25 protein-coding genes are annotated in these 24,304 nt (G+C 66.6%); 16 read left to right on the forward strand and 9 right to left on the reverse strand.

What is annotated here, in order from left to right; translation table 11 throughout:
- Nucleotides 1-52: 52 nt before the first annotated feature.
- The 5 genes from CR156_RS11880 to CR156_RS11900 form a co-directional block, all read right to left on the reverse strand.
- The gene (locus tag CR156_RS11880) at nt 53-1,657 is read right to left on the reverse strand and encodes a glucoamylase family protein (RefSeq protein WP_089236188.1); all 1,605 of its coding nucleotides are present in this window, start codon (nt 1,655-1,657) and stop codon (nt 53-55) included.
- A 246-nt stretch (nt 1,658-1,903) separates the two neighbouring features.
- On the reverse strand, nt 1,904-4,960 hold the full coding sequence (locus CR156_RS11885) for a TonB-dependent receptor (protein WP_100553013.1): 3,057 nt from the start codon (nt 4,958-4,960) through the stop codon (nt 1,904-1,906).
- A 76-nt stretch (nt 4,961-5,036) separates the two neighbouring features.
- Nucleotides 5,037-6,059: a LacI family DNA-binding transcriptional regulator gene (locus CR156_RS11890; protein ID WP_089238008.1), complete on the reverse strand. Its 1,023-nt coding sequence runs from the start codon at nt 6,057-6,059 to the stop codon at nt 5,037-5,039.
- 164 nt (nt 6,060-6,223) lie between these two features.
- Entirely contained in the window at nt 6,224-6,499 is a 276-nt protein-coding gene (locus tag CR156_RS11895) for a BolA family protein (protein ID WP_100460571.1), read from the reverse strand.
- Nucleotides 6,496-6,795: a YciI family protein gene (locus tag CR156_RS11900; RefSeq protein ID WP_089238010.1), complete on the reverse strand. Its 300-nt coding sequence runs from the start codon at nt 6,793-6,795 to the stop codon at nt 6,496-6,498. The genes CR156_RS11895 and CR156_RS11900 overlap by 4 nt, the downstream gene beginning before the upstream one ends.
- 372 nt (nt 6,796-7,167) lie before the next feature.
- Here CR156_RS11900 and CR156_RS11905 point away from each other — a divergent pair, with 372 nt between their 5' ends.
- From CR156_RS11905 to CR156_RS11915, 3 genes are read left to right on the forward strand one after another with little or no spacing between them, the layout of a single operon-like run.
- Nucleotides 7,168-8,073, forward strand: a complete 906-nt coding sequence (locus tag CR156_RS11905; RefSeq protein ID WP_089236191.1) for a segregation and condensation protein A — start codon at nt 7,168-7,170, stop codon at nt 8,071-8,073.
- A 13-nt stretch (nt 8,074-8,086) separates the two neighbouring features.
- The gene (gene scpB, locus CR156_RS11910; RefSeq protein WP_100553014.1) at nt 8,087-8,959 is read left to right on the forward strand and encodes an SMC-Scp complex subunit ScpB; all 873 of its coding nucleotides are present in this window, start codon (nt 8,087-8,089) and stop codon (nt 8,957-8,959) included.
- A complete protein-coding gene (locus tag CR156_RS11915; protein WP_100553015.1) occupies nt 8,952-10,688 on the forward strand; it encodes a pseudouridine synthase in 1,737 nt (578 codons plus the stop codon). The genes scpB and CR156_RS11915 overlap by 8 nt, the downstream gene beginning before the upstream one ends.
- Before the next feature lie 118 nt (nt 10,689-10,806).
- Here CR156_RS11915 and CR156_RS11920 read toward each other — a convergent pair whose 3' ends face one another.
- A complete protein-coding gene (locus CR156_RS11920; RefSeq protein WP_100553016.1) occupies nt 10,807-11,595 on the reverse strand; it encodes an AraC family transcriptional regulator in 789 nt (262 codons plus the stop codon).
- 90 nt (nt 11,596-11,685) lie between these two features.
- Here CR156_RS11920 and CR156_RS11925 point away from each other — a divergent pair, with 90 nt between their 5' ends.
- Nucleotides 11,686-12,813 (forward strand): MFS transporter, encoded by a 1,128-nt coding sequence (locus CR156_RS11925; protein ID WP_100553017.1) that lies wholly within the window; start codon nt 11,686-11,688, stop codon nt 12,811-12,813.
- Between the two features lie 95 nt (nt 12,814-12,908).
- Nucleotides 12,909-13,202, forward strand: a complete 294-nt coding sequence (locus CR156_RS11930; protein ID WP_100460594.1) for a hypothetical protein — start codon at nt 12,909-12,911, stop codon at nt 13,200-13,202.
- On the opposite strand, the gene CR156_RS11935 is transcribed toward CR156_RS11930, so the two are convergent.
- From CR156_RS11935 to CR156_RS11945, 3 genes are all read right to left on the reverse strand, one after another.
- Nucleotides 13,189-13,626, reverse strand: a complete 438-nt coding sequence (locus CR156_RS11935; RefSeq protein ID WP_025876484.1) for a hypothetical protein — start codon at nt 13,624-13,626, stop codon at nt 13,189-13,191. The genes CR156_RS11930 and CR156_RS11935 overlap by 14 nt on opposite strands.
- Before the next feature lie 105 nt (nt 13,627-13,731).
- Nucleotides 13,732-14,538, reverse strand: a complete 807-nt coding sequence (locus tag CR156_RS11940; protein ID WP_100553018.1) for an amidohydrolase — start codon at nt 14,536-14,538, stop codon at nt 13,732-13,734.
- A 14-nt stretch (nt 14,539-14,552) separates the two neighbouring features.
- Complete coding sequence (locus tag CR156_RS11945) at nt 14,553-15,701, reverse strand: pyridoxal phosphate-dependent aminotransferase (RefSeq protein ID WP_100553019.1); 1,149 nt, start codon at nt 15,699-15,701, stop codon at nt 14,553-14,555.
- A 223-nt stretch (nt 15,702-15,924) separates the two neighbouring features.
- On the opposite strand from CR156_RS11945, the gene ccmA reads away from it, so the two are divergent.
- The 11 genes from ccmA to CR156_RS12000 all read left to right on the forward strand — a co-directional run bounded on the left by ccmA (nt 15,925) and on the right by CR156_RS12000 (nt 24,297).
- On the forward strand, nt 15,925-16,539 hold the full coding sequence (gene ccmA, locus CR156_RS11950; RefSeq protein WP_409349571.1) for a heme ABC exporter ATP-binding protein CcmA: 615 nt from the start codon (nt 15,925-15,927) through the stop codon (nt 16,537-16,539).
- Nucleotides 16,536-17,231 carry a heme exporter protein CcmB gene (gene ccmB / locus CR156_RS11955; RefSeq protein ID WP_100553021.1) on the forward strand — a complete coding sequence of 232 codons (696 nt, stop codon included), beginning with the start codon at nt 16,536-16,538 and terminating at the stop codon, nt 17,229-17,231. The genes ccmA and ccmB overlap by 4 nt, the downstream gene beginning before the upstream one ends.
- A 43-nt stretch (nt 17,232-17,274) precedes the next feature.
- Nucleotides 17,275-18,048 carry a heme ABC transporter permease CcmC gene (gene ccmC / locus CR156_RS11960; RefSeq protein WP_100460624.1) on the forward strand — a complete coding sequence of 258 codons (774 nt, stop codon included), beginning with the start codon at nt 17,275-17,277 and terminating at the stop codon, nt 18,046-18,048.
- On the forward strand, nt 18,045-18,236 hold the full coding sequence (gene ccmD / locus CR156_RS11965) for a heme exporter protein CcmD (RefSeq protein WP_100553022.1): 192 nt from the start codon (nt 18,045-18,047) through the stop codon (nt 18,234-18,236). Before ccmC ends, ccmD begins: the two co-directional genes overlap by 4 nt.
- Nucleotides 18,233-18,694, forward strand: coding sequence for a cytochrome c maturation protein CcmE (gene ccmE, locus CR156_RS11970; RefSeq protein WP_100553023.1), 462 nt, complete (start codon nt 18,233-18,235; stop codon nt 18,692-18,694). The genes ccmD and ccmE overlap by 4 nt, the downstream gene beginning before the upstream one ends.
- Entirely contained in the window at nt 18,695-20,614 is a 1,920-nt protein-coding gene (locus tag CR156_RS11975; RefSeq protein WP_100553024.1) for a heme lyase CcmF/NrfE family subunit, read from the forward strand. It begins immediately after the preceding gene.
- A 9-nt stretch (nt 20,615-20,623) separates the two neighbouring features.
- Nucleotides 20,624-21,241, forward strand: coding sequence for a DsbE family thiol:disulfide interchange protein (locus CR156_RS11980; RefSeq protein WP_025876469.1), 618 nt, complete (start codon nt 20,624-20,626; stop codon nt 21,239-21,241).
- Between the two features lie 4 nt (nt 21,242-21,245).
- Complete coding sequence (locus CR156_RS11985) at nt 21,246-21,704, forward strand: cytochrome c-type biogenesis protein (RefSeq protein ID WP_100554154.1); 459 nt, start codon at nt 21,246-21,248, stop codon at nt 21,702-21,704.
- The gene (locus CR156_RS11990) at nt 21,698-22,687 is read left to right on the forward strand and encodes a tetratricopeptide repeat protein (protein ID WP_100554155.1); all 990 of its coding nucleotides are present in this window, start codon (nt 21,698-21,700) and stop codon (nt 22,685-22,687) included. Before CR156_RS11985 ends, CR156_RS11990 begins: the two co-directional genes overlap by 7 nt.
- A 153-nt stretch (nt 22,688-22,840) precedes the next feature.
- Nucleotides 22,841-23,953 carry a homoserine O-acetyltransferase MetX gene (metX, locus tag CR156_RS11995; RefSeq protein ID WP_100553025.1) on the forward strand — a complete coding sequence of 371 codons (1,113 nt, stop codon included), beginning with the start codon at nt 22,841-22,843 and terminating at the stop codon, nt 23,951-23,953.
- Complete coding sequence (locus CR156_RS12000; RefSeq protein WP_100553026.1) at nt 23,953-24,297, forward strand: DUF1294 domain-containing protein; 345 nt, start codon at nt 23,953-23,955, stop codon at nt 24,295-24,297. Before metX ends, CR156_RS12000 begins: the two co-directional genes overlap by 1 nt.
- The last annotated feature ends 7 nt before the right edge of the window (nt 24,298-24,304 follow it).

Consider the following 24,304-nt stretch of genomic DNA (forward strand, 5'->3'; position numbering starts at 1 on the left):
CAGTGCAGGCAATGCCCAGCGTCGCAGGCGGTGTTTCCAGTCGTGCACCTTGTTACTTCCCCTGGCCGGTGTTGCGGTTGGCATTGTTTTTCTGTTCCTGCGCGGCGGCCGCACGTGATTCAGCGATACCGACCGCACGTGCCGCCGCGGCCTTCTCATCCTTCTGCAGCTCCAGCGGCTGGAAGGAACCTTCCGGCGCCAGCCAGCCACCACTGAAGCCCGCCCGTTCCAGGCCCTTGCGGATGTACGGGTTCTTCTTCATCACATCCCAGACGAAGTCGTTGCGGTAGTTGGCGATCATGGTCAGGATCGGGCCCTGGTCGATGGCGATGTAGTCGCTGGCGACCCAGCCGCGATCAGGCACCACGCGCCCGGTCTTGATCGGGATGTCGTAGTTGAAACTGGGATTGAACGAATCCAGGAAGCCATAGCTGGAGTAGATGTAGTCGCCGTAGCGTTTGTGCATCTCCAGCGTGGCCGGGATCACTTCCTCGGGCGCGAACACGACCGAGGAGATCGCGGCGGTTGGCGCGATCGTGCCGTCATCGAAATTCTCGCGCAGGCCTGCGCCGCGCGAAGAGTAATGGCGGAACTGGCGCTGCTCGCCGCGGTATTCCTGGGTGGTGTTCTGCGGACCATCGCTGGCGGTGAGGCCCCACACGTTCTCGCCGTACTCTTTCCAGTTCATCGGATTGGCGATGGCGTACTCACGCTGGGCCAGCGCGGCCGAACGGCTGTTGAGGAAGTAGGTGCTGCCACGCTCGCGCATGTAGGCATCCTGGATGTCGCGGAAATCAATCCAGACGTGGCTGTACTGGTGGCCGAACAGCGGGCCGAAGGACAGGTATTCCTGGCCCTGGTAGACACCCCAGTCGTTGTCGTAGGTCCGCGTCCACACCGTCCACGCATCCGGACTGACCGGATGGCTGGGCGAACCCAGGGCGAGGATGTAGACCATCATCGCCTCGTTGTAGCCCATCCAGTCATGGTCGATGAAGCCGTTCTCGGGGAACCAGCCCATCGAGATCAGCGGCGCACGCTGCTGCAGCCACGGCCAGTCGACCTGCTTGTACAGGGTGTCGGCGATCTGCCGGATTTCCTTCTCGCGCGGATCGTCGCCGTCGTAGTACGACTGGGCGAACAGCACGCCCATCATCAGCAGCGCGGTGTCCACCGAGGACAGTTCCACCCAGCTGTCGTAGCGGCGCCCTTCCTGCATGTCCAGGAAGTGGTAGTAGAAACCCTTGTAGCCGGCCTTGCCGGTGCGCTGCGGGCCCATCGGCACGTCGCGGAAGAACTTCAGGGTGGTCAGGGTGCGGTCGATCGCCTGGTTGCGGCTGACCCAGCCGTTCTCGATGCCGATCGGATACGCGGTCAGGGCGAAGCCGACCGAGGCGATGCTGGCGAACGGCCGCGACGGATAACGGTCCGGGGTGAGGCCGTTGATCTCGTTGGTGGTATCCCAGAAGAACTGGAAGGTGCGGCGCTCGAGGTCATCGAACAGTGGCGGCAGCTCGGGCTTCATCGGCCGAGGCGGTGCGTCCGCCTCGATCAGGATCACCGGCGGGCGCGGCTTGGCAGGCTCCTGCTGGGCCGGTTTGCAGGCGGCGATGGCCAGGGTCATCGCAGCGGCGGTCATCAGGTGGCGTGCCTGCATGGCGCGGTTCCTCCGGTGGGCTGATCGATGAAAGAGCATAACGTCCAATGACCTGAAATCGTTTACAAAGTGCGGTCTTAAAAAACCACGGAAACGTGGTCGATGACACCGCGGTCATTGTCCACGCCATTGCCCCCTGCCTGGCAATGGCGTGGACAATGGACCAGCCCGGAGGCCGGCCATTGCCGTTGAAGCCGGAGCCATCGGCGAACCGATGGCTCCGTGATGCTGCACCAGGCGTTCCGCTTAGAAGCGGAAGCCCACTTCCGCCTTGACCTGGCGCGGGGTACCGACGATGTCGCCGGTCTCGTTGTAGCTCGCGGTCAACTTGCCGTTCTTGTAGTAGTTGTAGTTCGAGAAGTTGTCGAAGTTGAACACGTTGATGATGTCGATACGCGCATACAGCTCGGTATCGCCCGCCATCTTGAACGTCTTGGTAGCCTGCAGGTCGACCGAACGGTAGCCGAAGATCTTGCCGCCCAGCAGGAACTTGCCATTGCCACCCGGAACCGCCGCCATCGGGGTCGGCAGATCGAAGCCGTTGGCCTGCGGCACACCGTACCAGTCATTGATCGCGGTCGGCGTGGCCAGGGTGATCTTGCCACCGAAGGTAATGCCCCAGAAGCCCGCGTACGAACCGGTCACCACCAGGCGGTGGCGCGGCGCGCCGTTGGAGCGGATGGTCGGGTAGTCACCGATCACGCCGCGGTCGAACGCGTAGTGCTCGTTGATGTCACGGTTGTGGCGGGCAGTGGTCCAGGTATAGGCAATCGAGGTACCCCAGCCACTTTCCTGGGTGAACGGCTTCTGCGCCGACAGCAGGATCTGGGTGGCGCGGGTCTTGATGCCCTGCTGGCCGATGATCAGGCTGCCGAAGCCCGGCACATTGCAGCTCCAGGCCTGGCCCAGACCGGGTTCGGTGCCACCGCACAGGCGCGGGTCATCGAAGAAGTTGCCGGTCGGGTAACGGTTGCCCAGGGTGAAGGCGAAACCATCGTAGGTCAGCGTGCGCGCGATGGTGGCATCGGTCAGCCAGTCGCCGATCTGGTTGCTCATGCCCAGGCTGAACTGGTCAGCGTAAGGCACCTTCAGGTTGTTGTTCAGCAGGTCGACTTCCAGGCCGGCATTGCTGGTCGAACCGACCAGGCTCTGCAGGTTGCCGATGCCGTTGAGCAGGTTCGGGTTCCAGTCATAGCAGGCTGCATTGCCCTGGAAGCACTGGCCGGTGGCCGGGTTGCGGAAGTAGATGGTCGGTTGCGGCAGGGCCAGCTTGGTGGTTTCCAGCTGCAGGTAGTCGAACAGATCGCGGTCGTAGGAACGGCCCGCGCCACCGTGGATCACGTGCTGCTCGTCGGCATTGATGTCATACGAGAAGCCCAGGCGCGGCTGCCAGGCATTCTTGAATGCCTTGCGGTTGTGGCCGTTGCTGATGTAATCGTTGATGTTCAGGCCACTCAGCGCCAGCGTATCGGCGTAGCTCTGGCCGGCCGCGGCACGCGGGTCCTGCGCGAACAGTGCGTTGACCACTTCCGGCGGGGTCACGAAGTCCAGGTAGGACGGGTTCTTTTCGTAGTCCCAGCGCAGGCCGAGGTTCAGCTGCAGGTGGTCGTTGACCTGCCAGTCGTCCTGGATGAACAGGCCGATCTGCTTGACCTTCGAACGCACTTCGCCGGACACGCCGGACACGCCGGTGACCGGCTTCACGAACTGCGCCTTGTACGGGATGCTGTCCGGGAAGGTCGGGTTGTCGATGGTGTAGTAGAACTGCGGATTGATCTGCGCCGCGTCGGAGGCGTACAGGTCGATCTGCTTGTACTTGGCACCCATCTTGATGGTGTGGTCACCGGCCCACTCGATGCCGTCCAGGGTCAGGTTGTCTTCGATCGACCAGCCCTTCTGGCCCTTCACCTGCGACGACATCGCCGAGGAGCCACCGATGGAGACGATCGGGCGCTCTTCGTTGGCGCCGTCCGGAGCGGTGTAATTGAAACCGTTGCCCAGGCTCAGCGGCTTGGGATTGTTGAACGACTCCTCGTGGGTGACCATCAGCTCGTTGTAGTAACGCTCACCGCTGTGGTTCCAGCGCAGCGCGTAACGACGGTCGGTGTTCTTGGTTTCCTTGCCGGCCATCGGCGCGGTCTGGTCCGAGAACTGCTGCTGGGTTTCGTCACGGTCCTGGAAGGTCAACTCCAGGCGGTCGTTGTCGGTCGGCTCGAAGTCGATCTTGGCGAAGATCAGATCCTGCTGGAACGGCTGGCTGGCCGGGCCCAGGCCCGCCTGCGCATCGGCCGGCACACGGTCGGCCTTGTTGGTCACCGAGCCGTGCGGAGCGATGGTCACCGGCAGGTCGAAGCGCTTGGCTTCATAGGTCACGAAGAAGTGGGCCTTGTCCTGGATGATCGGACCGCCCAGGGCGAAGCCGTATTCCTTCTCGGCCGAATCTTCCTTGCCCTTGTTCGGCTGACGCTCGGCCGGGGTCATCGCACGCATGCTGTCGTTGGTGTAACGGTAGAAGGTTTCACCCTTGAACTCGTTGGTACCCGACTTGGTCGCAGCGGTGACGGCAGCGCTGGACACCTGGCCGTACTCGGCCTTGTAGTTGCCGGTGATGACCTTGTATTCACCGATGGCCAACTGCGGGAACGGGTTGCCGGCGCTGCCGGACTGGCCGGCCACGCCGCCACCCTTGACGTAGCTCTTCTGGCCCACGCCGTCGATGTAGACGTTGGTGCCGTCGGAGTTGGTGGCACCGCCGCGCAGCGAGGTGTTGCCCTTGGCATCGCGGGTGAAGATCATGCCCGGCACGGCGTCGGCGAACTCCAGGAAGTTGCGCGACACCTGCGGGGTGGTCTGGATCTGCTGCAGGCTGACGGTCTTGCCGACTTCGGAGGTACGCACTTCCTGCAGCAGGGTCGGCGCGACGACGTTGACGGTGTCCAGATTGGTGGCGGCGGTCGTACCGGTGCCACCGGCGGCGGCGCCAGCAAAGTTGAGCGTCGAGGTCGAGGCGACGGTGACGGTGACCTTCTGCGTCTGGCCGTTCGCCACAACGTCATAGGTGCCCGGGTCCAGGCCCATCAGCGAATAGCTGCCGTCGGCACGCACGGTGCCGCGACGCACGGTACCGGTGGCGACGTTGGTAGCGGTGACTTCGGCACCGGCCTGCGCGCCGGAGACCTGGCCACGCAGGCTGGCGTTGGCCGACTGCGCCATGACGTTCGGGGCGGCGGCCAGCATCAGGCAGCTGACCAGGGCGGTGCTCAGCAGCCGGCGCGCCGGCGTGCGGATCGTGGAATGCATCATCAACTCAATCTCCGGGTGGCGGTGACCGCTTGCGCGGCACCTGCGATCAATCAAAAAAGAAGGAACGCCTCTGGCTTCAATGGCCGGATGGCGGAGTGGTGGAATCGCGAACAATCAGGCGCGGGACCAGGGTCTGCTTGTCCCCTGTCCCATCCGTGGAGGTGCCGTCCATCAACTGCAGCAAGCGCGACATCGCCCGATCGCCCAGTTCGGCGATGCTGACCTGCATGGTGGTCAGCGACGGGTGGACGAAACGCGCAAGCGGAATGTCATCGAAACCGGCCAGGGCGACATCGGACGGCACATGGACACCTGCCTGCGCGAAGGCATACAGGCAACCAAGGGCCATCATGTCGTTGGCGGCGAATACGGCATCGGGCAGCGTGCCGGCTGCCAGCAACTCCTGACCGGCGCGATGGCCGGAAGCTTCGTCGAAATCACCGGGCAACTCGATCCCCTCGGCGCCACCGCCAAAAGCCGCCAGCGCATCACGGAAGCCGCGCAGGCGCTCACGCGCGTCGAAGTTGAGGTCCGGGCCAGAAATGAATGCAATGCGCCGATGGCCGGCGTCGAGCAGGTGGCGGGTCATCGCCATCGCCCCGGCGTGGTCATCAATGCTCAACACCGGATGGTCCTGCCCAGGCAGGTAGGTGTTGATGAGTACCGTCGGCAATGCCTGCGGCAGGTTGTCGGTCAGGAACCCCGGGCTCTCGGCATAGGGTGAGAGCACCAGCAGACCGTCGACCCGGCCGCGCATGGCACGCAGGGCTGCGCCCTGCTGCTCCTGGTCGCCGTGATAGCTCGACACCAGCAGGTGCTGGCGCCGGCTGCGGGCGACGTTGTCGATGCCACGCATCAGCTCGGAGAAGAATTCGCCGTACAGGTCTGGAAGCACTACGCCCACCGTATTGGTGCGGCGGCTGCTCAGGCTGCGGGCGGCGGCGTGCGGGGTGTAACGCAGCCGTGCGGCCACCTCCAGCACAAGCTGGCGGACCGGTTCGGCGACATTTTCATGCCCGTTGAGCGCGCGCGAAACGGTGGCCACAGAGACCTTGGCTTCACGGGCGACGTCTTTGATTGTTATGGCTGCTTTGTTCACGAAGCCGCCCTCCACGGCTTGGATCTACCAGCAATGGCGCGGAATGTAAGCGTTTCCATCTGCGCTTGTAAACAGTCCGTTAGGCGAATGTCCCTAAACGGACACAGAAATCTGTCCTTGGCAGGCCCCTCGACGGACCTGCCAGGACAGCTCGGGACAGGGTTTCAGCCCTGCTCTGACGGGGTGTGTGCGCGGATGGACAACGCGTGGATGTCGGTTTCCATCAGCGTGCCCAGCGCCGCGTAGACCGCGCGATGACGGGCCAGCGGCGCCATTCCCGCGAAGCGCTCGCTGACCACGTGCACGTTGAAATGGCCACGACCATCGCGCGCTCCGGCGTGGCCTGCATGGCGATGGCTGTCGTCTTCGATCTCAAGCACGCTGGGGGCCAGTGCTTGTTGCAGCGCATCACGAATCTGCTCGATCCGTTTCGCGTTCACGGCAGCACCTTGCGGAACGGACGCACCTGTACCCGCACGTAGACGCCTGCGGCGACGTAGGGGTCGGCATCGGCCCAGGCCTGGGCCTGCGGCAGCGAGTCGAAGCTGGCAATCACCACCGAGCCACTGAACCCTGCCGGGCCCGGGTCTTCGCTGTCGATCGCCGGACACGGCCCCGCCAGAAGCAGGCGGCCTTCATCGCGCAGTGCGGTCAACCGCGCCAGGTGCTCGGGCCGCGCCTGCAGCCGCTGGGCCAGTACATCCTGGCCGTCATATCCTTCAATCACATACCACACCGGCATTTCCTCGCTCGCGTTGCTGGTGAAGCGATTCTAGCCAATCCCGCCCCCTGCCCGGCCTCGGCTGGACACTGGCGCGGCAAAGGCTTACCCTAGCAACCATTGCACGTGGCTGGATGCAGCAGCCCGTCGGTTTTTGCGGCCAACGCAGCCCCCGACGACCGACCCGCTGCTTCGAACCGATCCACACGACCGGGCCCCGTAGACGACCTCCCGTAGTCCTGTCGCTGCCGTGTCCTGCGGAGCGTCCTGTTGTTTGATGTGTGGAACCGCGCCGAGACAGGCGTGCCTGGTGTCCTGGCGGTCCGTGGCAGTTGCCCGGTATGCCAGCTGCCGCGACTGGTCCGTTGCAATCCTGATCTCCATTAGATGACTTCCGAACTCGCGCTCGACGCGAACACGCCAACCCGGCCGCCCGCCCCCCAGCAGCAGGAAATGCCGCTGGCCGTGGTGCATGGGCAACCGGTCCTGCAGATTCCGCAGGACCTGTACATCCCGCCGGATGCGCTGGAAGTCATCCTGGACGCCTTTGAAGGACCGCTGGACCTGCTGCTGTACCTGATCCGCCGGCAGAACCTGGACGTGCTGGACATCCCCGTGGCCGAGATCACCCGGCAGTACGTGGAATACATCACCGTGATGCGCGAGCTGCGCTTCGAGCTTGCCGCCGAGTACCTCGTGATGGCGGCGATCCTGGCCGAAGTGAAGTCACGCATGCTGCTGCCCCGCCCCCCCAGCGTGGAGGGCGAGGAAGCCGATCCGCGTGCGGAGCTGGTGCGACGGCTGCAGGAGTACGAACGCTTCAAGCAGGCTGCCGAGGACATCGACGCCCTGCCCCGGCAGGACCGTGACACCAGCGTGGCGCATGCCTTCATGCCCGAGCGCGCCGCAGTGAAGCTGCCGCCGCCGGTGGACCTGAAGGAAATGCTGATGGCGCTGCACGACGTGCTCAAGCGCGCCGAACTGTTCACCGGCCACGCGATCAAGCGCGAGGCACTAAGTGTCCGGCAGCGCATGGGCGAAGTGCTGGGACGGCTTGAAGACGGCAGGTTCTATCGTTTTGAAAACCTGTTCACCGCCGAAGAAGGCAAGCTGGGCGTGCTGGTCACGTTCCTGGCCGTGCTGGAACTGGCCAAGGAGCAGCTGCTGGACCTTGTGCAGGAAGAACCGCTGGCGCCGATCTACGTGAAGTCCCTGGCCGCCGGCAATACCAATGCCCCGCTGCAGTTCAGCAGCGAATTCGACGACAACGACGCCGCCAATGAAAACGAGTGAGCGCTGACTGCCGATGGATCAAACGCTGATCAACCGCATTGTCGAAGGTGCGCTGCTGGCCTCCAGCCAGCCGCTCACCCTGGCCCAGCTGAAGGACCTGTTCCCGGAAGATGAGCCGGCGCCGCCGGGCAGCATCGAACGTGCGCTGGAACGGCTGCGCGAGAGCTGCCAGGACCGTGGCGTGGAACTGGTGGAGGTCGCCTCCGGCTTCCGCTACCAGGTGACTGCCGAAGTACATGGCTGGATCAGCCGGCTGTGGACCGAACGCAAGACCCGCTACACCCGCGCCACCCTGGAAACGCTGGCACTGATCGCCTACCGGCAACCGATCACCCGTGGCGAGATCGAGCAGGTGCGCGGCGTGGCGGTCAGCAGTAACATCATCCAGGCACTGGAAGAGCGCGAGTGGATCCGCGTGGTCGGCCACCGCGACGTACCCGGCAAGCCCGCCCTGTTCGGCACCACCAAGGGCTTCCTGGACTACTTCGGGCTGAAACGCCTGGACGAACTGCCGCCCCTTTCCGAGCTGAAGGACCTGGGCGACCTGGAACCGCAACTGGCGCTGGATCGCGACGCCCCCCTCGCCGCCAGTGCCGACGGCCCGGACGTGAGCGCCGACCCGGATACCGCTGCAAATGACGACGCCGGCATCACCGCTGGCGACACCCCCGATTCTGCCGACGCACTTCCTGCGGCGGCCGACGATGAGCAAGCACCTTCGCCCTCCGATGATGGGCACCCCGATTCCGCGCCGGGCGAGCGCGCGGTGACAGTGAACGAACGCGAAGACAACGCCGTCGCGAAGACGACCGTGGCTGTTGACCAAGCCGATTCCGAACCAGAGGCCGACCTCGAAACCGTCGGCCGGAGCAAAACTGATGAGTGACACCCCCCGCAAGCCCTCGTTGAACAAGCTTTCGCTCAAGCGCGAAGCCACGTCCGAACAGTTCAAGCTGGAAGAACGCCTGCACAAGGTCCTGGCCCAGGCCGGCCTCGGCTCGCGTCGTGCGCTGGAACAGCGCATCGCTGAAGGCCTGGTCAAGGTCAACGGTGAAGTCGCGCAGACCGGCATGTCGGTCAAGAGCGGCGACAAGATCGAGCTCGACGGTCGCGGCTTCGTCGCCACCGCGCTGGCCGAGCCCTCGCGCGTGCTGGTCTACAACAAGCCGGAAGGCGAAGTGACCACCCGCGAAGACCCCGAAGGTCGCCCGACCGTGTTCGAATCCCTGCCGGCGCTGAAGGGTGCCCGCTGGATCGCCGTCGGCCGCCTGGACATCAACACCACCGGCCTGCTGCTGGCGACCACCGACGGTGAGCTGGCCAACGCCATGATGCACCCCTCGTTCGAGGTGGAGCGCGAGTACGTGGTGCGCGTGCGTGCCCCGGAAGGCGAGGACAAGGTGCCTGACGCCGTCGTCGACCGCCTCACCCGTGGTGTCGCGCTGGAAGATGGCCCGGCCAAGTTCGATGAGATCGAACGCATCGGCGGTACCGATTCGCACGACTGGTTCCGCGTCGTGGTGAAGGAAGGCCGCAACCGCGAAGTGCGCCGCCTGTGGGAATCGCAGGGCTGCCAGGTCAGCCGCCTCAAGCGCACCCGCTACGGCAAGGTCAGCCTGCCGCGCGAACTGGCCCGCGGCCAGTCCGTCGAACTGCCGGGCAGCCAGGTCGAAGCGCTGCGCGCCGAACTGAAGCTGGAAGAAGGCGCGCCGTCGGCCCTGACCCTGCAGCCGGTGATCGGCCAGCGTCGTGCCGCCAAGACCACCGTGCGCGTGCGCGAAGGTGGCCGCGGCAACGCCTACGTCAACGGTCACAACACCGCTGATGAAGGTCGCGAACTGCGTCGCTTCGACAACGTCCGCGAAGACCGCGGCCGCGGTCGCGGCGGCAAGGGTGGCGGCGGTTTCAAGGGCGGCCTGACGGTCAGCGGCGAAGCCGCAGCCAAGCAGGCGCAGCGCCCGTTCAAGCAGCGCGCGCCGAAGAACGACCGCTCGCTGCCGGAAGGCAACCCGGCCGCATTCCGTACCTGGTACGTGCCTGATGGCGTCAGCACCGGCCCGAGCGGCCACCGCAATGCCGGTCCGGGCGCACGTGGCCCCGGCGCGCGTGGTCCGGGCGCAGGTGCAGGTGCAGGCGGCCAGGGCCGTCCGTACGGCAAGCCGAAGGGCCCGGGCGCAGGCGCCGGTGGTGGTCAGGGTCGTGGCGGCTACGGCGGTGAAGGTCGCGGTGGCTACGGTGGTGAAGGACGTGGTGGCGCCGGTGGCGCCGGTGGCCAGGGTCGTCCGGCCGGTGCGGGCAACCGCTCGCAGGGCCAGGGCAACAAGCATCCGTACGGCCATCCGGGCAATGCCCCCAGCTTCCCGTCCGACCACGCCAATCCCGGCTTCAGTCCGTACGGCACCTCGCGTCCGGCCGGCAACGGTCGTCCGGGCGGCAATGCGAATGCACGTCCGGGTGGTAACCGTGGTCCGGGTGGTCCGGGCGGCAATCGCGGTCCGGGTGGCCCCGGTGGCAACCGTGGTCCCGGCGGCCCGGGTGGCAACCGCGGCCCGGGTGGCCCCGGCGGCAACCGTGGCCCGGGTGGCCCGCGTCGCAGCGGCCCGCGCGGCGGCTGATCGACCGCACTGCTGACACATGAAAAACCCCGGCTCCGGCCGGGGTTTTTCTTTAAACAGGGGACGGAGGGGATCAAGTCGTTTTTGCCAGACTGTGTGTCGAACGGGCGAAAGCGACTTAATCCCCTCCGTCCCCTTTTGCGTGGCGCTGGAAGGCGGCGGGTGTGGTGCCAGCCATGCTGCGGAAGAAGGCAATGAACGGGCTCTCTGCCGAGAAGCCGGTGTCCTGCGCGACGTGTGCGACGCGATGGCCAAGCAGCAGCAGTTCCATCGCCCGCATCAGGCGCCATTGCTGGCGCCAGGCCTGGTAGCCCATGCCGGTGTCGCGCTGCATCAGCCGGCCCACGGTGCGCACGCTCAAGCCCGTGCGTGCGGCCAGCTCCCCCAGTTCGGGCGGCAGGTGTTCGGCCAGCGGCAGGCAACGTGCGATGCGTGGATCGTGCGGCAATGGCAGGTCCATCGGCGCTACCGGTGCGGCGGCGATCTCCAGCAAGCACAGCGCGAGCTGATGGTGCGCACGTGGCGCCTGCCAGTCGTGATCGAACGGTGCCTGCGCGATCGGCTCCAGCAGCGCCTGCAGCAAGGGCCCCACCCCGATGATTGCCGGCTGCTGCGGCAGCTGTGTCGACAGCGTGGTATCGAAGTACAGCGAGCGGTAGTCCACCGCCTGGCGCATCTGCGCCCGATGGCGCAGGCCGCCAGGGATCCACGCCGCGCGCGACGGCGGCAGCAGACTGATGCGGTCACCAAAAGTCAGCCGCGTGCAGCCCTGTCGCGTGTACAGCAGCTGCGCACGTGCGTGCTGATGCCAGCCCGAATCGTGATCAGCCAGCGACGAGGCAATGCCCAGCACCGGCGCGTCCCAGGCATCGGCATCGAAGTGCGCATCCGGCTGCAGCCAGGCCATGTCCGATTTCCTACACTTTCTGTCAGGACCGACAGATTGCGCCAATGCGCCGGCCACCACAATGCGCGGCCCCGATTCCGGAGCGCCCGCATGTCGCGTCGCCTGTTGCTGCTCACCATCGCGCTGCTGATGTTCCCGCAGCTGGCCCAGACCCTGTACAGCCCCGCCCTGGCCGATCTCGCCGGGCGCTTCGCGCTGCCCCCGGGCGCCGCCAGCCAGGCGATGAGCCTTTACCTGTTCGGTTTCGCCGCCGGTGTCGCGCTGTGGGGATGGCTGGCCGACCGTATCGGCCGCCGCCCAGCCCTGCTCGGCGGCCTGGCCGTGTTCGCACTGGCGGCCTGCGGAGGCCTGCTGGCCAGCACGTTCGGCCAGGTCCTGCTGGCCCAGGCACTGGCCGCGCTGGGCGCGGCGACGGCCTCGGTGGTGACGCAGACAGTACTGCGCGATCACCTGCAGGGGCCGGCCTTGGCGCAGGCGTTCTCGTGGATCGGCATGGCGCTGGCATTGAGCCCGGCGATCGGGCTGGCACTGGGGACGTTGCTGGTTGCCACCCATGGCTATGCCGGCGTGCAGGCAGGCCTGCTGCTGATTGCCCTGCTGCTGATGCTTGGATGCACATCCGGCCTGCACGAGAGCCGCCCTGCCAACGTCGGGCACACCCCTCTGCTGCCACTGCTGCGGCAACTGCTCTGCGACCGCTGGATCTGGTCACAGGCGCTGCTGGTGATGGCATTCAACGTGGCCATGTACAGCTGGTACGCCCTGGGGCCCTTCGTGTTCGAGCGACTGCACTGGCCGCTGGCCTGGTTCGGTGCCAGCGGAGCGCTGCTGGCGCTGGGTTCGGCGCTGGGCGCCTGGGGCAATGGCCGCCTGCTACGCGCAGGCGCGTGCGCCACCACCCGCATCCAACTCGCCGCGGGGCTGGTGCTGGCCGGTGGCCTGTTGGCTGTACTGCTGCATGATCGACCCGCTCTGGTCGTGGCGATGGTGCCGGTGGTGACCGGCTTCGGCCTGGCCATTCCCAATGTGCTCGGCCAGGCCCTGCGCGGCTATCCGCATTGCCTCGGCAGCGCAGGCGCGCTGTTCGGCCTGCTCTATTACCTGTTGATCGGCGTGGCGATGGCCGTGGTCGGTGCACTGCAGCTGCTGGCACCGACGCTCATCGCATGCGGGCTGCTTGCACTTTGGCTGCAGCGGCCGCGCGCCGTTGTGGCCTAGGAATTATTGCAAAGGCCATGCGCTGTGCGCTGCTTCCGGAATCGCCCCCTATGCACTGGCTATCGTGCGCACTCTCCCCAACGAGGCAGATGCCCATGATCACCATCACCGCCGAACAGGCCCGCGCCAACGCAGATGCCGCTACGCGTCCTGTCGACCAGTACTACCGCGATCTCGACACATCGATCCAGGCGGGGTCGGAAAATGGCCGCCGCTACATCGTGTTCGGCTTCAGCCAGGCTTTGGCCAGCGAGCGGCTCGTCGAGGGCGTCGTCGCGCAGTTGCAGAAGAATGGCTTCGAGGTCGAACGACTGCCCAGCGATGCCGAGCAGCATTACATCCGCATCAGCTGGGAAGGAGCCGCGCCGGCCCGGCTCAACGCCGGCTGATGGTGAACGCCGCGCCGTCCACACCCAGGTCCCAGCCCTTGCCGGTGCCGGACAGTGCCAGCGAGATATCGCCCTTGGTCATCACCTGCGCGTTGCTGGACTTCACTGCACCCGCGTGCGCGCCTACCGAGGCGTAGGTGCCCAGCAGCTCGCCGACGCTGCTGGCGCCGGTGAAGCTGCCACGGCCATCGGTGATCTTCGACTTGCCGACAGTCAGGCCGCCGCCCTTCAGCTGGATCCGCACCGGCATGCTGGAACCGTTGGTGCAGTGGATGGTGCCGTTGCCCGAGGCGGTCTTGTAGATCAGCGACCAGCCCGACAGGTTGTAGCGCAGCTGGCAATCGAGGTTGCCACCGGCCTGCGCGGTCGGGGCCAGGGAGGCGGCGGCCAGCGCCAGCAGCAGGGCAAAGGGCTTGGTATTCATCGGCAGAACGTCCACATCGGTCGGAATGTGGGCGAATCTAGCAGCGCACGCGTGCACGTTGGATGCAGGCGCGCGCGGTGAGGCGGCAGGCGTTCAGCCGCCGTATCAGGCCTGCACATCCAGATGGAAGGCATCGGCATCGAGCATCGCCGGGAAGCGTGCACGGTGCGAGGCCAGCGCTTCGGCCGAGATGGTGGTAGTCACCACCTGTTCCCGTTCGCGGATCTCCACCTGCGGCTGGCCGAGGAAGTCGATGACTGCGCTGTCACCTGCGTAGTGCAGCTGGTTGCCGTCCACGCCTACGCGGTTGACCGCAGCGACGAAGCACAGGTTCTCGATCGCCCGCGCGCGCAACAGGGTCTTCCACGCATAGGCGCGCGCCGACGGCCAGTTGGCGACGAAGATCTGCAGATCGAAGTCCAGCTGTTCAACACGCTCGACGTTGTAGCGGTTGCGGCAGAACACCGGGAAACGCAGGTCGTAGCAGACCTGCGGATTGATCCGCCAGCCCTTCCATTCCACGCACAGGCGGTCGCGGCCGGCGGCATAGCGCTCGTGCTCGCCGCCGTAACGGAACAGATGGCGCTTGTCGTAGTACTGCAGGCCACCGTCGGGGGTGGCGAACAGCAGGCGGTTGTAGACACCCTCGCCATCGCGCAGCTGCACGCTGCCGATCACCGCCGCGTTCAAGGCCTTGGCCTGTTCGCGCACCCAGGCCACGGTCGGGCCGTCCATGCCTTCGGCCTGGGCGATGGCTTCGTTGGAAAAGCCACTGGTGAAGGTCTCCGGCAGGATGACCAGATCGGTGGTCCCGGCCAGCGGCGCCAGCAGCGCACCGTAGTAGGCGCGGTTACCGGCCGGGTCGTGCCAGCGGGTGTCGCCTTGCACGAGGGAAATGCGCAGGTCCTGCATGCCGTCTACTCCGCTCACAGCAGGCGCAGGCGTTCGATCGCCGCGTCCAGGGTGGCCTCGTTCTTGGCGAAGCACAGGCGCACCAGGCGCTGGCCGGCCGGCGCGGTTTCGTAGAACGGCGACAGCGGGATGGCGGTGACGCCCTTCTCGATGGTCAGCCACTTCACGAACTCGTGGTCCGGCAGGTCACTGATGGCCGAATAATCGACCAGCTGGAAGTAGCCGCCCGGCACCGGCAGCGCCTTCAGGCGGGTACCGGCCAGCTGCTCGCGGAAGCGGTCGCGCTTGGCTTCATAGAACGCGCCCAGTTCCAGATGGTGCTGCGGTTCGTCGCGGATCATCGCGGCAAAACCGTACTGCGCCGGGCCGAAACTGGTGAAGGTGTTGTACTGGTGCACCTTGCGGAATTCGGCGGTCATCGCCTGCGGCGCCACCGCGTAGCCGATCTTCCAGCCAGTGCAGTGGTAGGTCTTGCCGAAGCTGGAGATGACGAAGGTGCGCTCGCGCAGCTCAGGGTAGCGCAGTGCCGATTCATGACGGCGGCCGTCGTAGATGATGTGCTCGTACACCTCATCGGAAATCAGGTAGATCTGCGTGCCGCGCAGCACGTCGGCCAAGGCCTGCATGTCCGCTTCGTCCAGCATCGCGCCGGACGGGTTGTGCGGGGTGTTGACCATCAGCAGGCGGGTGCGCGGGGTGATCGCCGCACGCACGCGGTCCCAGTCCACCGCGAAGGTCTGCGGGTCCAGCGGCACATGCACCGCCGTAGCACCGGCCAGTTCGATCGCCGGTTCGTAGCAGTCGTAGGCCGGGTCGAGCACGATCACTTCCTCACCGGCACGCACCACGGCGTGGATGGCGTTGAAGATCGCCTCGGTGGCGCCGCTGGTGACGGTGATCTCGGTGTCCGGATCGATCTGCGCGCCGTACAGGTCCAGCGACTTCTGTGCGATGGCCTGGCGCAGCGGCGCCACGCCGGTCATCGGCGGGTACTGGTTCAGGCCGGCGGCCATCGCCTTGCTGGTTTCGTCGATCAGCCGCTGCGGCGCGGAGAAATCCGGGAACCCCTGGCCGAGGTTGACCGCGCCATGTTCGGCGGCGAGCTGGGACATCACGGTGAAGATCGTGGTACCGACCTTGGGCAGCTTGGTGTTCGGTTGCATCGGCCTGGGCTGTGGGGAAACAAGGGCTGGAAGTGTACGAAATCCCGACCCGGCCTGCGGCGCCGACGGTAGCGCCGGGTCATACCCGGCGGCTCTTTGCACATGCCACACCGGCGCCTGGCAGAGCTGCCGGCCAGCGGCCGGCACTACCTGATGCGGTTTCACCGCTACAATTGCCGCCGCACTCCTGCATGAAGACCCCTGCGCCTTGAACACCCCTGCATTGCTGGCTGCCAGCGGCCTGAGCTTCTCCCGCAATGACGAGCCGGTGTTCGGCCCGCTGGACTTCCACGTGGATGCCGGCGAAGCGCTGCTGGTGCAGGGCGGCAACGGTGCCGGCAAGACCACCCTGCTGCGCGTGCTGTCGGGCCTGGCGCGCCCGGGCGCGGGCCAGGTGTTGATCGACGGCAAGCCGGCCAGCAACGCCGAGCGTGCGCGCTATGTCGCCTACCTCAGCCACCTGCCGGCGCTGAAGCCGGACCTGGACACGCTGGAGAACCTGCATTTCCTGTGTGGCCTGCACGGTCGCCGCGCACGGCAGATGCCGGGCAATGCGCTGGCCATCGTCGGCCTGGCCGGCTACGAGGACACCCTGGTGCGGCACCTGTCGGCCGGACAGAAACGGCGCCTGGCACTGGCCCGCATCTGGCTGTCGCCAGCACCGCTGTGGCTGCTCGACGAACCCTATGCCAACCTCGACCTGGAAGGCATCAACCTGGTCAACCGGATGATTTCCGCACACCTGCGCAGCGGCGGCGCCGCCCTGGTCACCACCCATGGCGCCTATGCCGCACCGCCGGTACGCACCCGCCAGCTCGATCTGGGCGGTGAAGCATGATCGCGCCGGGCACTGAACCGGGCCTATGGCAGACCGCCCGCGCCCTGGTGGCGCGCGACCTGCGCCTGCTCTGGCGCCGTCGCGGCGATGCACTGCAGCCGCTGCTGTTCGCCCTGCTGGTGGTGGTGCTGTTCGCCCTCGCCCAGGGCCGGGATCCGCAGCCGCTGGCTGCCACCGCCGGTGCGGTGCTGTGGTTGGCGGTGCTGCTGGCCGGGCAGCTGGCGCTGGATTCGCTGTTCCGCTCCGATGCCGAAGACGGTTCACTCGAACAATGGCTGCTGGCGCCGGTGCCACTGGCGTGGCTGGTGCTGGTGCGCGTGCTGCTGCATTGGGCGACCACCGCCCTGCCGTTGATCCTGCTGAGCCCGCTGCTGGCGGAAATGCTGCATCTGCCGCATGACCAGCTGCCGATGTTGCTGGCATCGTTGCTGTTGGGAACACCGTTGTTGAGCCTGATCGGTGGCGTGGTCGCTGCACTGACCGTGGGCATCCGGCGCTCTGGTATTCTCGTGGCGTTGCTGTCGTTGCCGCTGTACGTACCGGTGCTTGTCTTCGGTGCCGGCAGCCTGGCGGCAGCCAGCCGCGGACAGGATCCGGTCGGTGCGCTGCTGATGCTGGGCGCTGGACTGGTGATCGCCCTGGTGCTGGCACCGCTGGCGACCGCTGCTGCGATTCGTATTTCTCTGAGTTGACCGAGCTGAGAGCCAATCCACCCCTGCTGGATAGCCGCCACGCATGAATCCGATTGTCCGCTGGTTCCATCAACTCGGCTCGCCTCCCACGTTCGATCGTTTCGCTGCCCGCTGGTCGCGACTGTTCTACATCGCCGCGGTACCGGTGCTGCTGGTCGGCATGTGGCAGGCGCTGCTGGTGGTGCCGCCGGAAGCCCGCCAGCTGGACAGCTTCCGCATCCTCTACATCCACGTGCCCAGCGCCTGGATGAGCCTGTTCGTGTTCGCGCTGATGGCGCTGTATGCCGCCATCGCACTGATCTGGCGGATCAAGATCTGCGAGATCCTGGCCATGGCGTGCGCGCCGATGGGCGCCGGTTTCACCCTGATCACCCTGGTGACCGGCAGCATCTGGGGCAAAGGCACCTGGGGCACGTGGTGGGACTGGGACCCGCGCATGACCAGTGAGCTGGTGCTGCTGTTCCTGTATCTGGGCGTGATCGGGCTTTACCACGCCATCGAAGACCGCCGCAGTGCCGCGCGTGCCGCCGGCCTGCTGGCCATCGTCGGCGTCAGCCTGTTGCCGGTGATCCGTTACTCGGTGGACTGGTGGGGTGGCCTGCACCAGCGCCAGTCGATCAGCGTGTTCGGTGAATCGGCCATCCGTACCGAGCTGATTGCTCCGCTGTGGTGGATGGTGATCGCCACCAAACTCTGGTTCTGTGGTTCGCTGCTGGCCAAGGCACGCGCCGACAACCTGTACCGCGAAGCCGGCAAGGCCTGGGTTGGCGACCGCGTCGATGCCCGGGCAACCGAGGTGGAGGAATCGCGGCCATGACTCACCTGCCCTTCGTGATCGGCGCCTACGCCGTGTTCGTGCTGGTGCTCGGCGCCGATGCCCTTGGGTCGTGGCTGCGCCTGCGCGCGGCACGCCGCCAGGCGCAGTCGCGCCAGCAGCGGCAGCAGGCCCGTCAGGCCGCACAGCAGGTCGCCGCGCCTGCGCTGTCGGCGGAGCTGGAGCGATGACGCCGGTCCAACGCCGCCGTCTGGTCTGGGTGCTGCTGGCCCTGCTCGCCTCAGGGCTGGCCACCGCGCTGGTGGCGATGGCGCTGGAACGCAACATCGCCTACCTGTACACACCCTCGGAAGTACTGCGCGGCGATGTCGATGCACAGACCCGGTTCCGCCTCGGCGGCATGGTGGTGAAGGGTTCCTTCAACCGCCCGCTCGGCTCGTTGGAAGCGCACTTCAAGGTCACCGACGGCGATGCGCAGTTGCCGGTATCCACCTCGCGGATCCTGCCGGACATGTTCGCCGAAGGCACTGCCGTGGTCGCAAGTGGTCGCCTGCAGGGCGGTACGTTCGTCGCCGACGAGGTACTGGCCAAGCACGATGAAAAGTACGTGCCCAAGGAAGTGGCCGACAAGATGGGCCAGGCCCATCGCAAGCATGATGTGCCGGTCACGGCGCCCGAGGTGCGCTGAGTGCTTCCCGAATTCGGTCAGATCCTCCTGCTCTGCGCGTTGCTGGCCTCGCTGCTGCAGGCAGTGCTGCCGCTGGTCGGTGCGCAGCGCGGCAACGACGCATGGATGTCCATTGCCCGCCCGGCAGCCTTTGCCCAGCTGGTGCTGCTGGCCGGCGCATTCGCCGTACTGACGGCGGCCTTCGTGCAGCAGGACTTCTCGGTGCGCTACGTCGCCGAAAACTCCAATTCACTGCTGCCGCTGATCTACCGCTATTCGGCGGTGTGGGGGGCGCACGAAGGCTCGCTGCTGATGTGGGCGCTGGTGCTGGCGCTGTGGACCGGCGCGCTGGCGCTGTTCTCGCGGCATCTGCCGGCACCGGTGCAGGCGCGCGTGCTGGCGGTGATGGGCGTGGTCAGTGTCGGCTTCCTCGCCTTCCTGATCTTCACCTCCAATCCATTCCTGCGCTTGAACCCGGTGCCACTGGAAGGCCGTGACCTCAACCCGCTGCTGCAGGACCCGGGGCTGATCATCCATCCGCCGATGCTGTACCTGGGCTACGTCGGCTTTGCGGTGCCCTTCGCCTTCGCCGTGGCGGCGTTGCTGGAAGGCCGCGTCGACGCACGCTGGCAACGCTGGACGCGACCCTGGACCAACGTGGCCTGGGGCTTCCTGACGCTGGGCATCGCACTGGGCAGCTGGTGGGCGTACTACGAGCTGGGCTGGGGCGGCTGGTGGTTCTGGGATCCGGTCGAGAACGCCAGCTTCATGCCATGGCTGGTTGGCGCGGCGCTGATCCATTCGCAGGCGGTGACCGAAAAGCGCGGCACCTTCGGCAGCTGGACGCTGCTGCTGGCCATCGCGGCGTTCGCGCTGTCGCTGCTGGGCACCTTCCTGGTCCGCTCCGGCGTGCTGACCAGCGTGCATTCGTTCGCCGCCGATCCCTCGCGTGGGCTGTTCATCCTGATCTTCCTGTCGGTGCTGGTGGGTGGCAGCCTGCTGCTGTATGCGCTGCGTGCGCCACGGCTGGCCGTGGATGCCGGCGATCCGCGCCGCGGCTTCACCGCGACCTCGCGCGAAACCCTGCTGCTGGCCAACAACCTGCTGCTGGCCAGCGCCTGCGCGATGGTCCTGCTCGGCACGCTCTACCCGCTGCTGGCCGATGCGCTGTCGCTGGGCAAGATTTCGGTGGGTCCACCGTACTTCGGCAGCCTGTTCCTGCTGTTGATGGCACCGATGGTGATGCTGCTGCCGTTCGGTCCGCTGGTGAAGTGGCAGCGCGACCAACCCTCGCGCGCACTGGCATTGCTGCTGCCATGGGCGGGCCTGGCCGTGCTGCTCGGCGCCTGGGCCTGGTGGCAGGCGCCGCAGAATGGCTGGAAAGCCGGCATCGGCGTCGCGGCCGCAGCCTGGGTCGGCCTGGGCACCGCCCGTTTCGTCTGGCAGCGCCTGCGTGGCAATGGCCGCTTCACTGCCGAGATGCTTGGCATGATCGTCGCCCATGCCGGTGTCGCGGTGTTCCTGGCCGGCGCGCTGCTGGTGGAAGCACTGAACGTGCAGCGCGAAGTGGCGCTGTCACCCGGCCAGCAGGTGGTGGTCGCCGGCCACGAGGTGCGCTTCGAGGGCGTGGACCACCGCGAAGGCCCCAATTTCATCGCTGATCGCGGCCATCTGCGGGTGCTGCGCGATGGTCGCGAACTGGCCCTGCTGCATCCGGAGAAGCGCCAGTACGCCAGCGGCGGTCAGGTGATGACCGAAGCCGGCATCGATGCACGCCTCAGCGGTGATGTCTACGTGGCATTGGGCGAGCCGCTGGGCAACAATGCGTGGGCGGTACGGGTGCACATCAAGCCCTTCGTGCGCTGGATCTGGCTGGGCGCGCTGTTGATGGCCCTGGGCGGATTCATCGCCGCCGCCGATCGCCGCTTTCGTCGTCCGTAGGAGTTCCCCATGTCCGAGTCACCCGCCCCACGCCCTTCCCGCCCGCTGCCGCCGGTAGCCATCGTGATTGGCGTCCTGTTCTTCTTCGGCCTGCTTGGCCTGATGATCTACGGGGTGATGAAATCGGGCGATCCGCAGCGCGATGTGCTGCCTTCGGCACTGATCGACAAGCCGGCGCCGGCGTTCGCGCTGCCGGTGCTGCATGACCCGCAGATGATCGTGCGCAGCGAGGAACTGCGTGGCGCGCCCTACCTGCTCAACGTCTGGGGCAGCTGGTGTGCGGCCTGCCGGGAAGAACATCCGGTGCTGACCCGCTTCGCCGAGAGCAAGCGCGTACGCGTGATCGGCTACAACTGGAAGGATGAACCCACCGACGCGCTGCACTGGCTGGAACAGCTGGGCAACCCGTTCATGGTCGTGCTGAGCGACATCGAAGGCCGCACCGCCATCGACTGGGGCGTGACGGCCGCACCCGAAACCTTCCTGGTCGATGGCAGTGGCATCGTGCGCTGGAAGTACAGCGGTGCGATGACCCAGCAGGTAGTCGACGAAAAATTGATTCCGGCGCTGGAGAAGCTTGAAAAGGCCCAAGGCGATGCCGGCAACACCCTGCACGCCTCGCCGTAAGCACATGCGCTGGCTGCTGCCGCTGCTGCTGGCGATGACCCTGGCGCTGCCGAACGCCGGCCTCGCCCAACAACCGGTGCATGATGCGCGGCCGCTGGTGTTCCGCGATGCGGCCGAGGAAGCGCGCTTCCACGACCTGGCCGCGCAGCTGCGCTGCGTGCAGTGCCAGAACCAGTCATTGGCCGATTCCAATGCGCAGATCGCCCAGGACCTGCGCCGTGAAGTGCTGCAGTTGATGCAGCAGGGCCTCGACGATGCGGCCATCAAGCAGTTCCTGGTCGCCCGCTACGGCGAGTTCGTGCTGTATCAACCGCCGCTGCAACCCGGCACCTGGCTGTTGTGGGGCGGTCCGCTGCTGGTACTGGGTGGCGGCGCGCTGGTGGTGATGGGCATCGTCCGTCGTCGCAGCCGGCAGATGGATGCATCCGCTGCGGTGAACCCAACCGAGGGAGAGGACTGGTGACGCACTGGTTGCCGATGGTCGCCGCAGTGGCCGCTGCGCTGTTGGCGGCAGTAGTGCTCTGGCCGCTGCGCCAGCAAGGCCGCCGCAGCTTCGTGCTGGGGGTGGTGGCGCTCGGTGTAGCCGGCGCCTGCCTGTATCTGCTGGTCGGCAATCCACGCGCTGCACAGGTGCAACCCGCGCCTTCGGTGGCCACCCTGCGCGACGGCGTAGAGACACTGCAGCAGGCGTTGCAGCGTGACCCGCAACGCGCCGATGGCTGGGCACTGCTGGGCCGTTCGCAGGCCGAACTCGGCAATGCCGCCGCTGCAGCCGATGCCTTCAACCGCGCCGCAGCACTGGCACCGGACGAACCGGGCGTGCTGGTCGAGGCCGCGCAGGCACGCGCGCAGGCCGATCCGGGCAAGCAGTTCGATGACACCGCGCTGGCATGGCTGCAGCGTGCGCATACCTTGTCGCCCGATGCCGAGCGCGCCAGCTGGTTGCTCGGCATCGCGCTGCGTCAGCGTGGCCGCAACGCCGAGGCTGCCGACCTCTGGAGCACGCTGCTGCCTCGCCTGGAACCGGGCGCGGCGCAGGCGCTGCAGGCGCAGATCGCCATCGCCCGAGAGGCGGCTGGCCAGCCGTCGGACACACCGGCAGCGGCACCGCCGCTGCTGCAGGTGCGGGTGCACCTGCCCGCATCGCTGAAAACGGGTGACTGGCCGGCCAGCACCCAGGTGTTCGTGCTGGCGCGTGCCGTGGGCGGCCCGCCGATGCCGGTGGCTGCACGCAAGCTGCCCCTCGCCGGCTTCCCCGCAACGGTGAGCCTCGGCGACGGCGACAGCCCGATGCCGACCGCACCCTTGTCGGCGCATCGCGAAGTGGAAGTACTGGCGCGCATTTCGCGCAGCGGCAGCGCCAACCGCAGCGAAGACGACCTGCAGACCGCGCCGGTCAAGGTCAGCCTGCCGCATGACGGCATGGTCGAGCTGCGGTTCCCGTAATGTACCCGCGCCGCTGCGCTCGCCGGGCATGGCCCGGCGCTACCGGTGGTGTGCGAGGGTAGCGCCGGGCCATGCCCGGCGGATCCACGCTCAGCCCGCCCATGGAAACCAGCGTGTCGCCAGCTGCACATGCCGCCCCGCTAGAATGCCTACATGACCGAATTCATTCCGCCCGGCACCCGCTTCCATGCCCTGCCCTCGCCCTTTCCGTGCAAACGTGGTGGCGCCCTGCACGGTGCGCGCGTGGCCTACGAGATCTGGGGTGCGCTGGACGCAGACGCCGGCAACGCGATCCTGATCGTCACCGGCCTGTCGCCCGACGCACATGCGGCGGCCAACGAAGCCAATCCTGCGCCAGGCTGGTGGGAAGCCATGATCGGCCCCGGCAAGCCGATCGATACAGACCGCTGGTTCGTGGTCTGCGTGAACTCGCTGGGCAGCTGCAAGGGCTCCACCGGCCCTGCATCGATCAATCCAGCCAGCGGCGAACTGTATCGCCTGGATTTCCCGGAACTGTCGATCGAGGACGGCGCACGCGCGGCGATCGACGTGGTGCGCGCATTGGGCATCGAACAGCTCGCCTGCGTGATCGGCAATTCAATGGGTGGGATGACGGCGCTGGCGGTGTTGCTGCTGCATCCGGGCATCGCCCGCAGCCATATCAACATTTCCGGCAGCGCGCAGGCATTGCCCTTCTCCATCGCGATCCGTTCGCTGCAGCGCGAAGCCATCCGCCTGGATCCGCGCTGGAACGGTGGCCACTACGACAATGAGGCATACCCGGAATCGGGCATGCGCATGGCACGCAAGCTGGGCGTGATCACCTACCGCTCGGCGCTGGAATGGGATGGCCGCTTCGGTCGCGTACGGCTGGATTCAGACCAGGCCGACGACGACCCGTTCGGTCTGGAATTCCAGGTCGAAAGCTATCTGGAAGGACATGCGCGCCGGTTCGTGCGCTTCTTCGATCCGAACTGCTATCTGTACTTGAGCCGCTCGATGGACTGGTTCGACCTGGCCGAATATGGCGATGGCGATGTGCTGGCCGGACTGGCCAGTATCCGCGTCGACAAGGCGCTGGCGATCGGCGCGAACACCGACATCCTGTTCCCGGTACAGCAGCAGCAACAGGTCGCCGATGGCCTGCGCGCTGGCGGCGCGGATGCGCGTTTCATCGGCCTGGAATCACCGCAGGGCCATGACGCGTTCCTGGTCGACTTCGAACGTTTCGGCCCGGCCGTGCGCGGCTTCCTCGACGAACTGTAATGGTGTGGCGGCGCAATCTCGCACTGGCCGCGTGCGGTGCGTTGATCGGCTTGACCGCAACCGACGTGTTTCCACTGTGGCTGGGCGCGTGGTGCGCGCTGACCAGCGCGGTGTCGTTCGGCTTGTATGGACACGACAAGCGGGCAGCGCAGCGAAAACAGCAGCGGACGCCGGAACGCACGCTGCAGCTGCTGGCATTTGCTGGCGGCTGGCCTGGTGCCCTGCTCGGCCAGGCGGTGTTCCGCCACAAACATCGCAAGATGCAGTTCCAGTGGGTGTTCTGGCTGTGCGTGCTGGCCAACGTGGCCTCGATCGCGGTGATGCTGCGCGAATTTTCGCGGTAGCCGCCCT

Origin of the sequence: Stenotrophomonas lactitubi (assembly GCF_002803515.1) — a bacterium.
GTDB classification, from domain to species: Bacteria; Pseudomonadota; Gammaproteobacteria; order Xanthomonadales; family Xanthomonadaceae; genus Stenotrophomonas; species Stenotrophomonas lactitubi.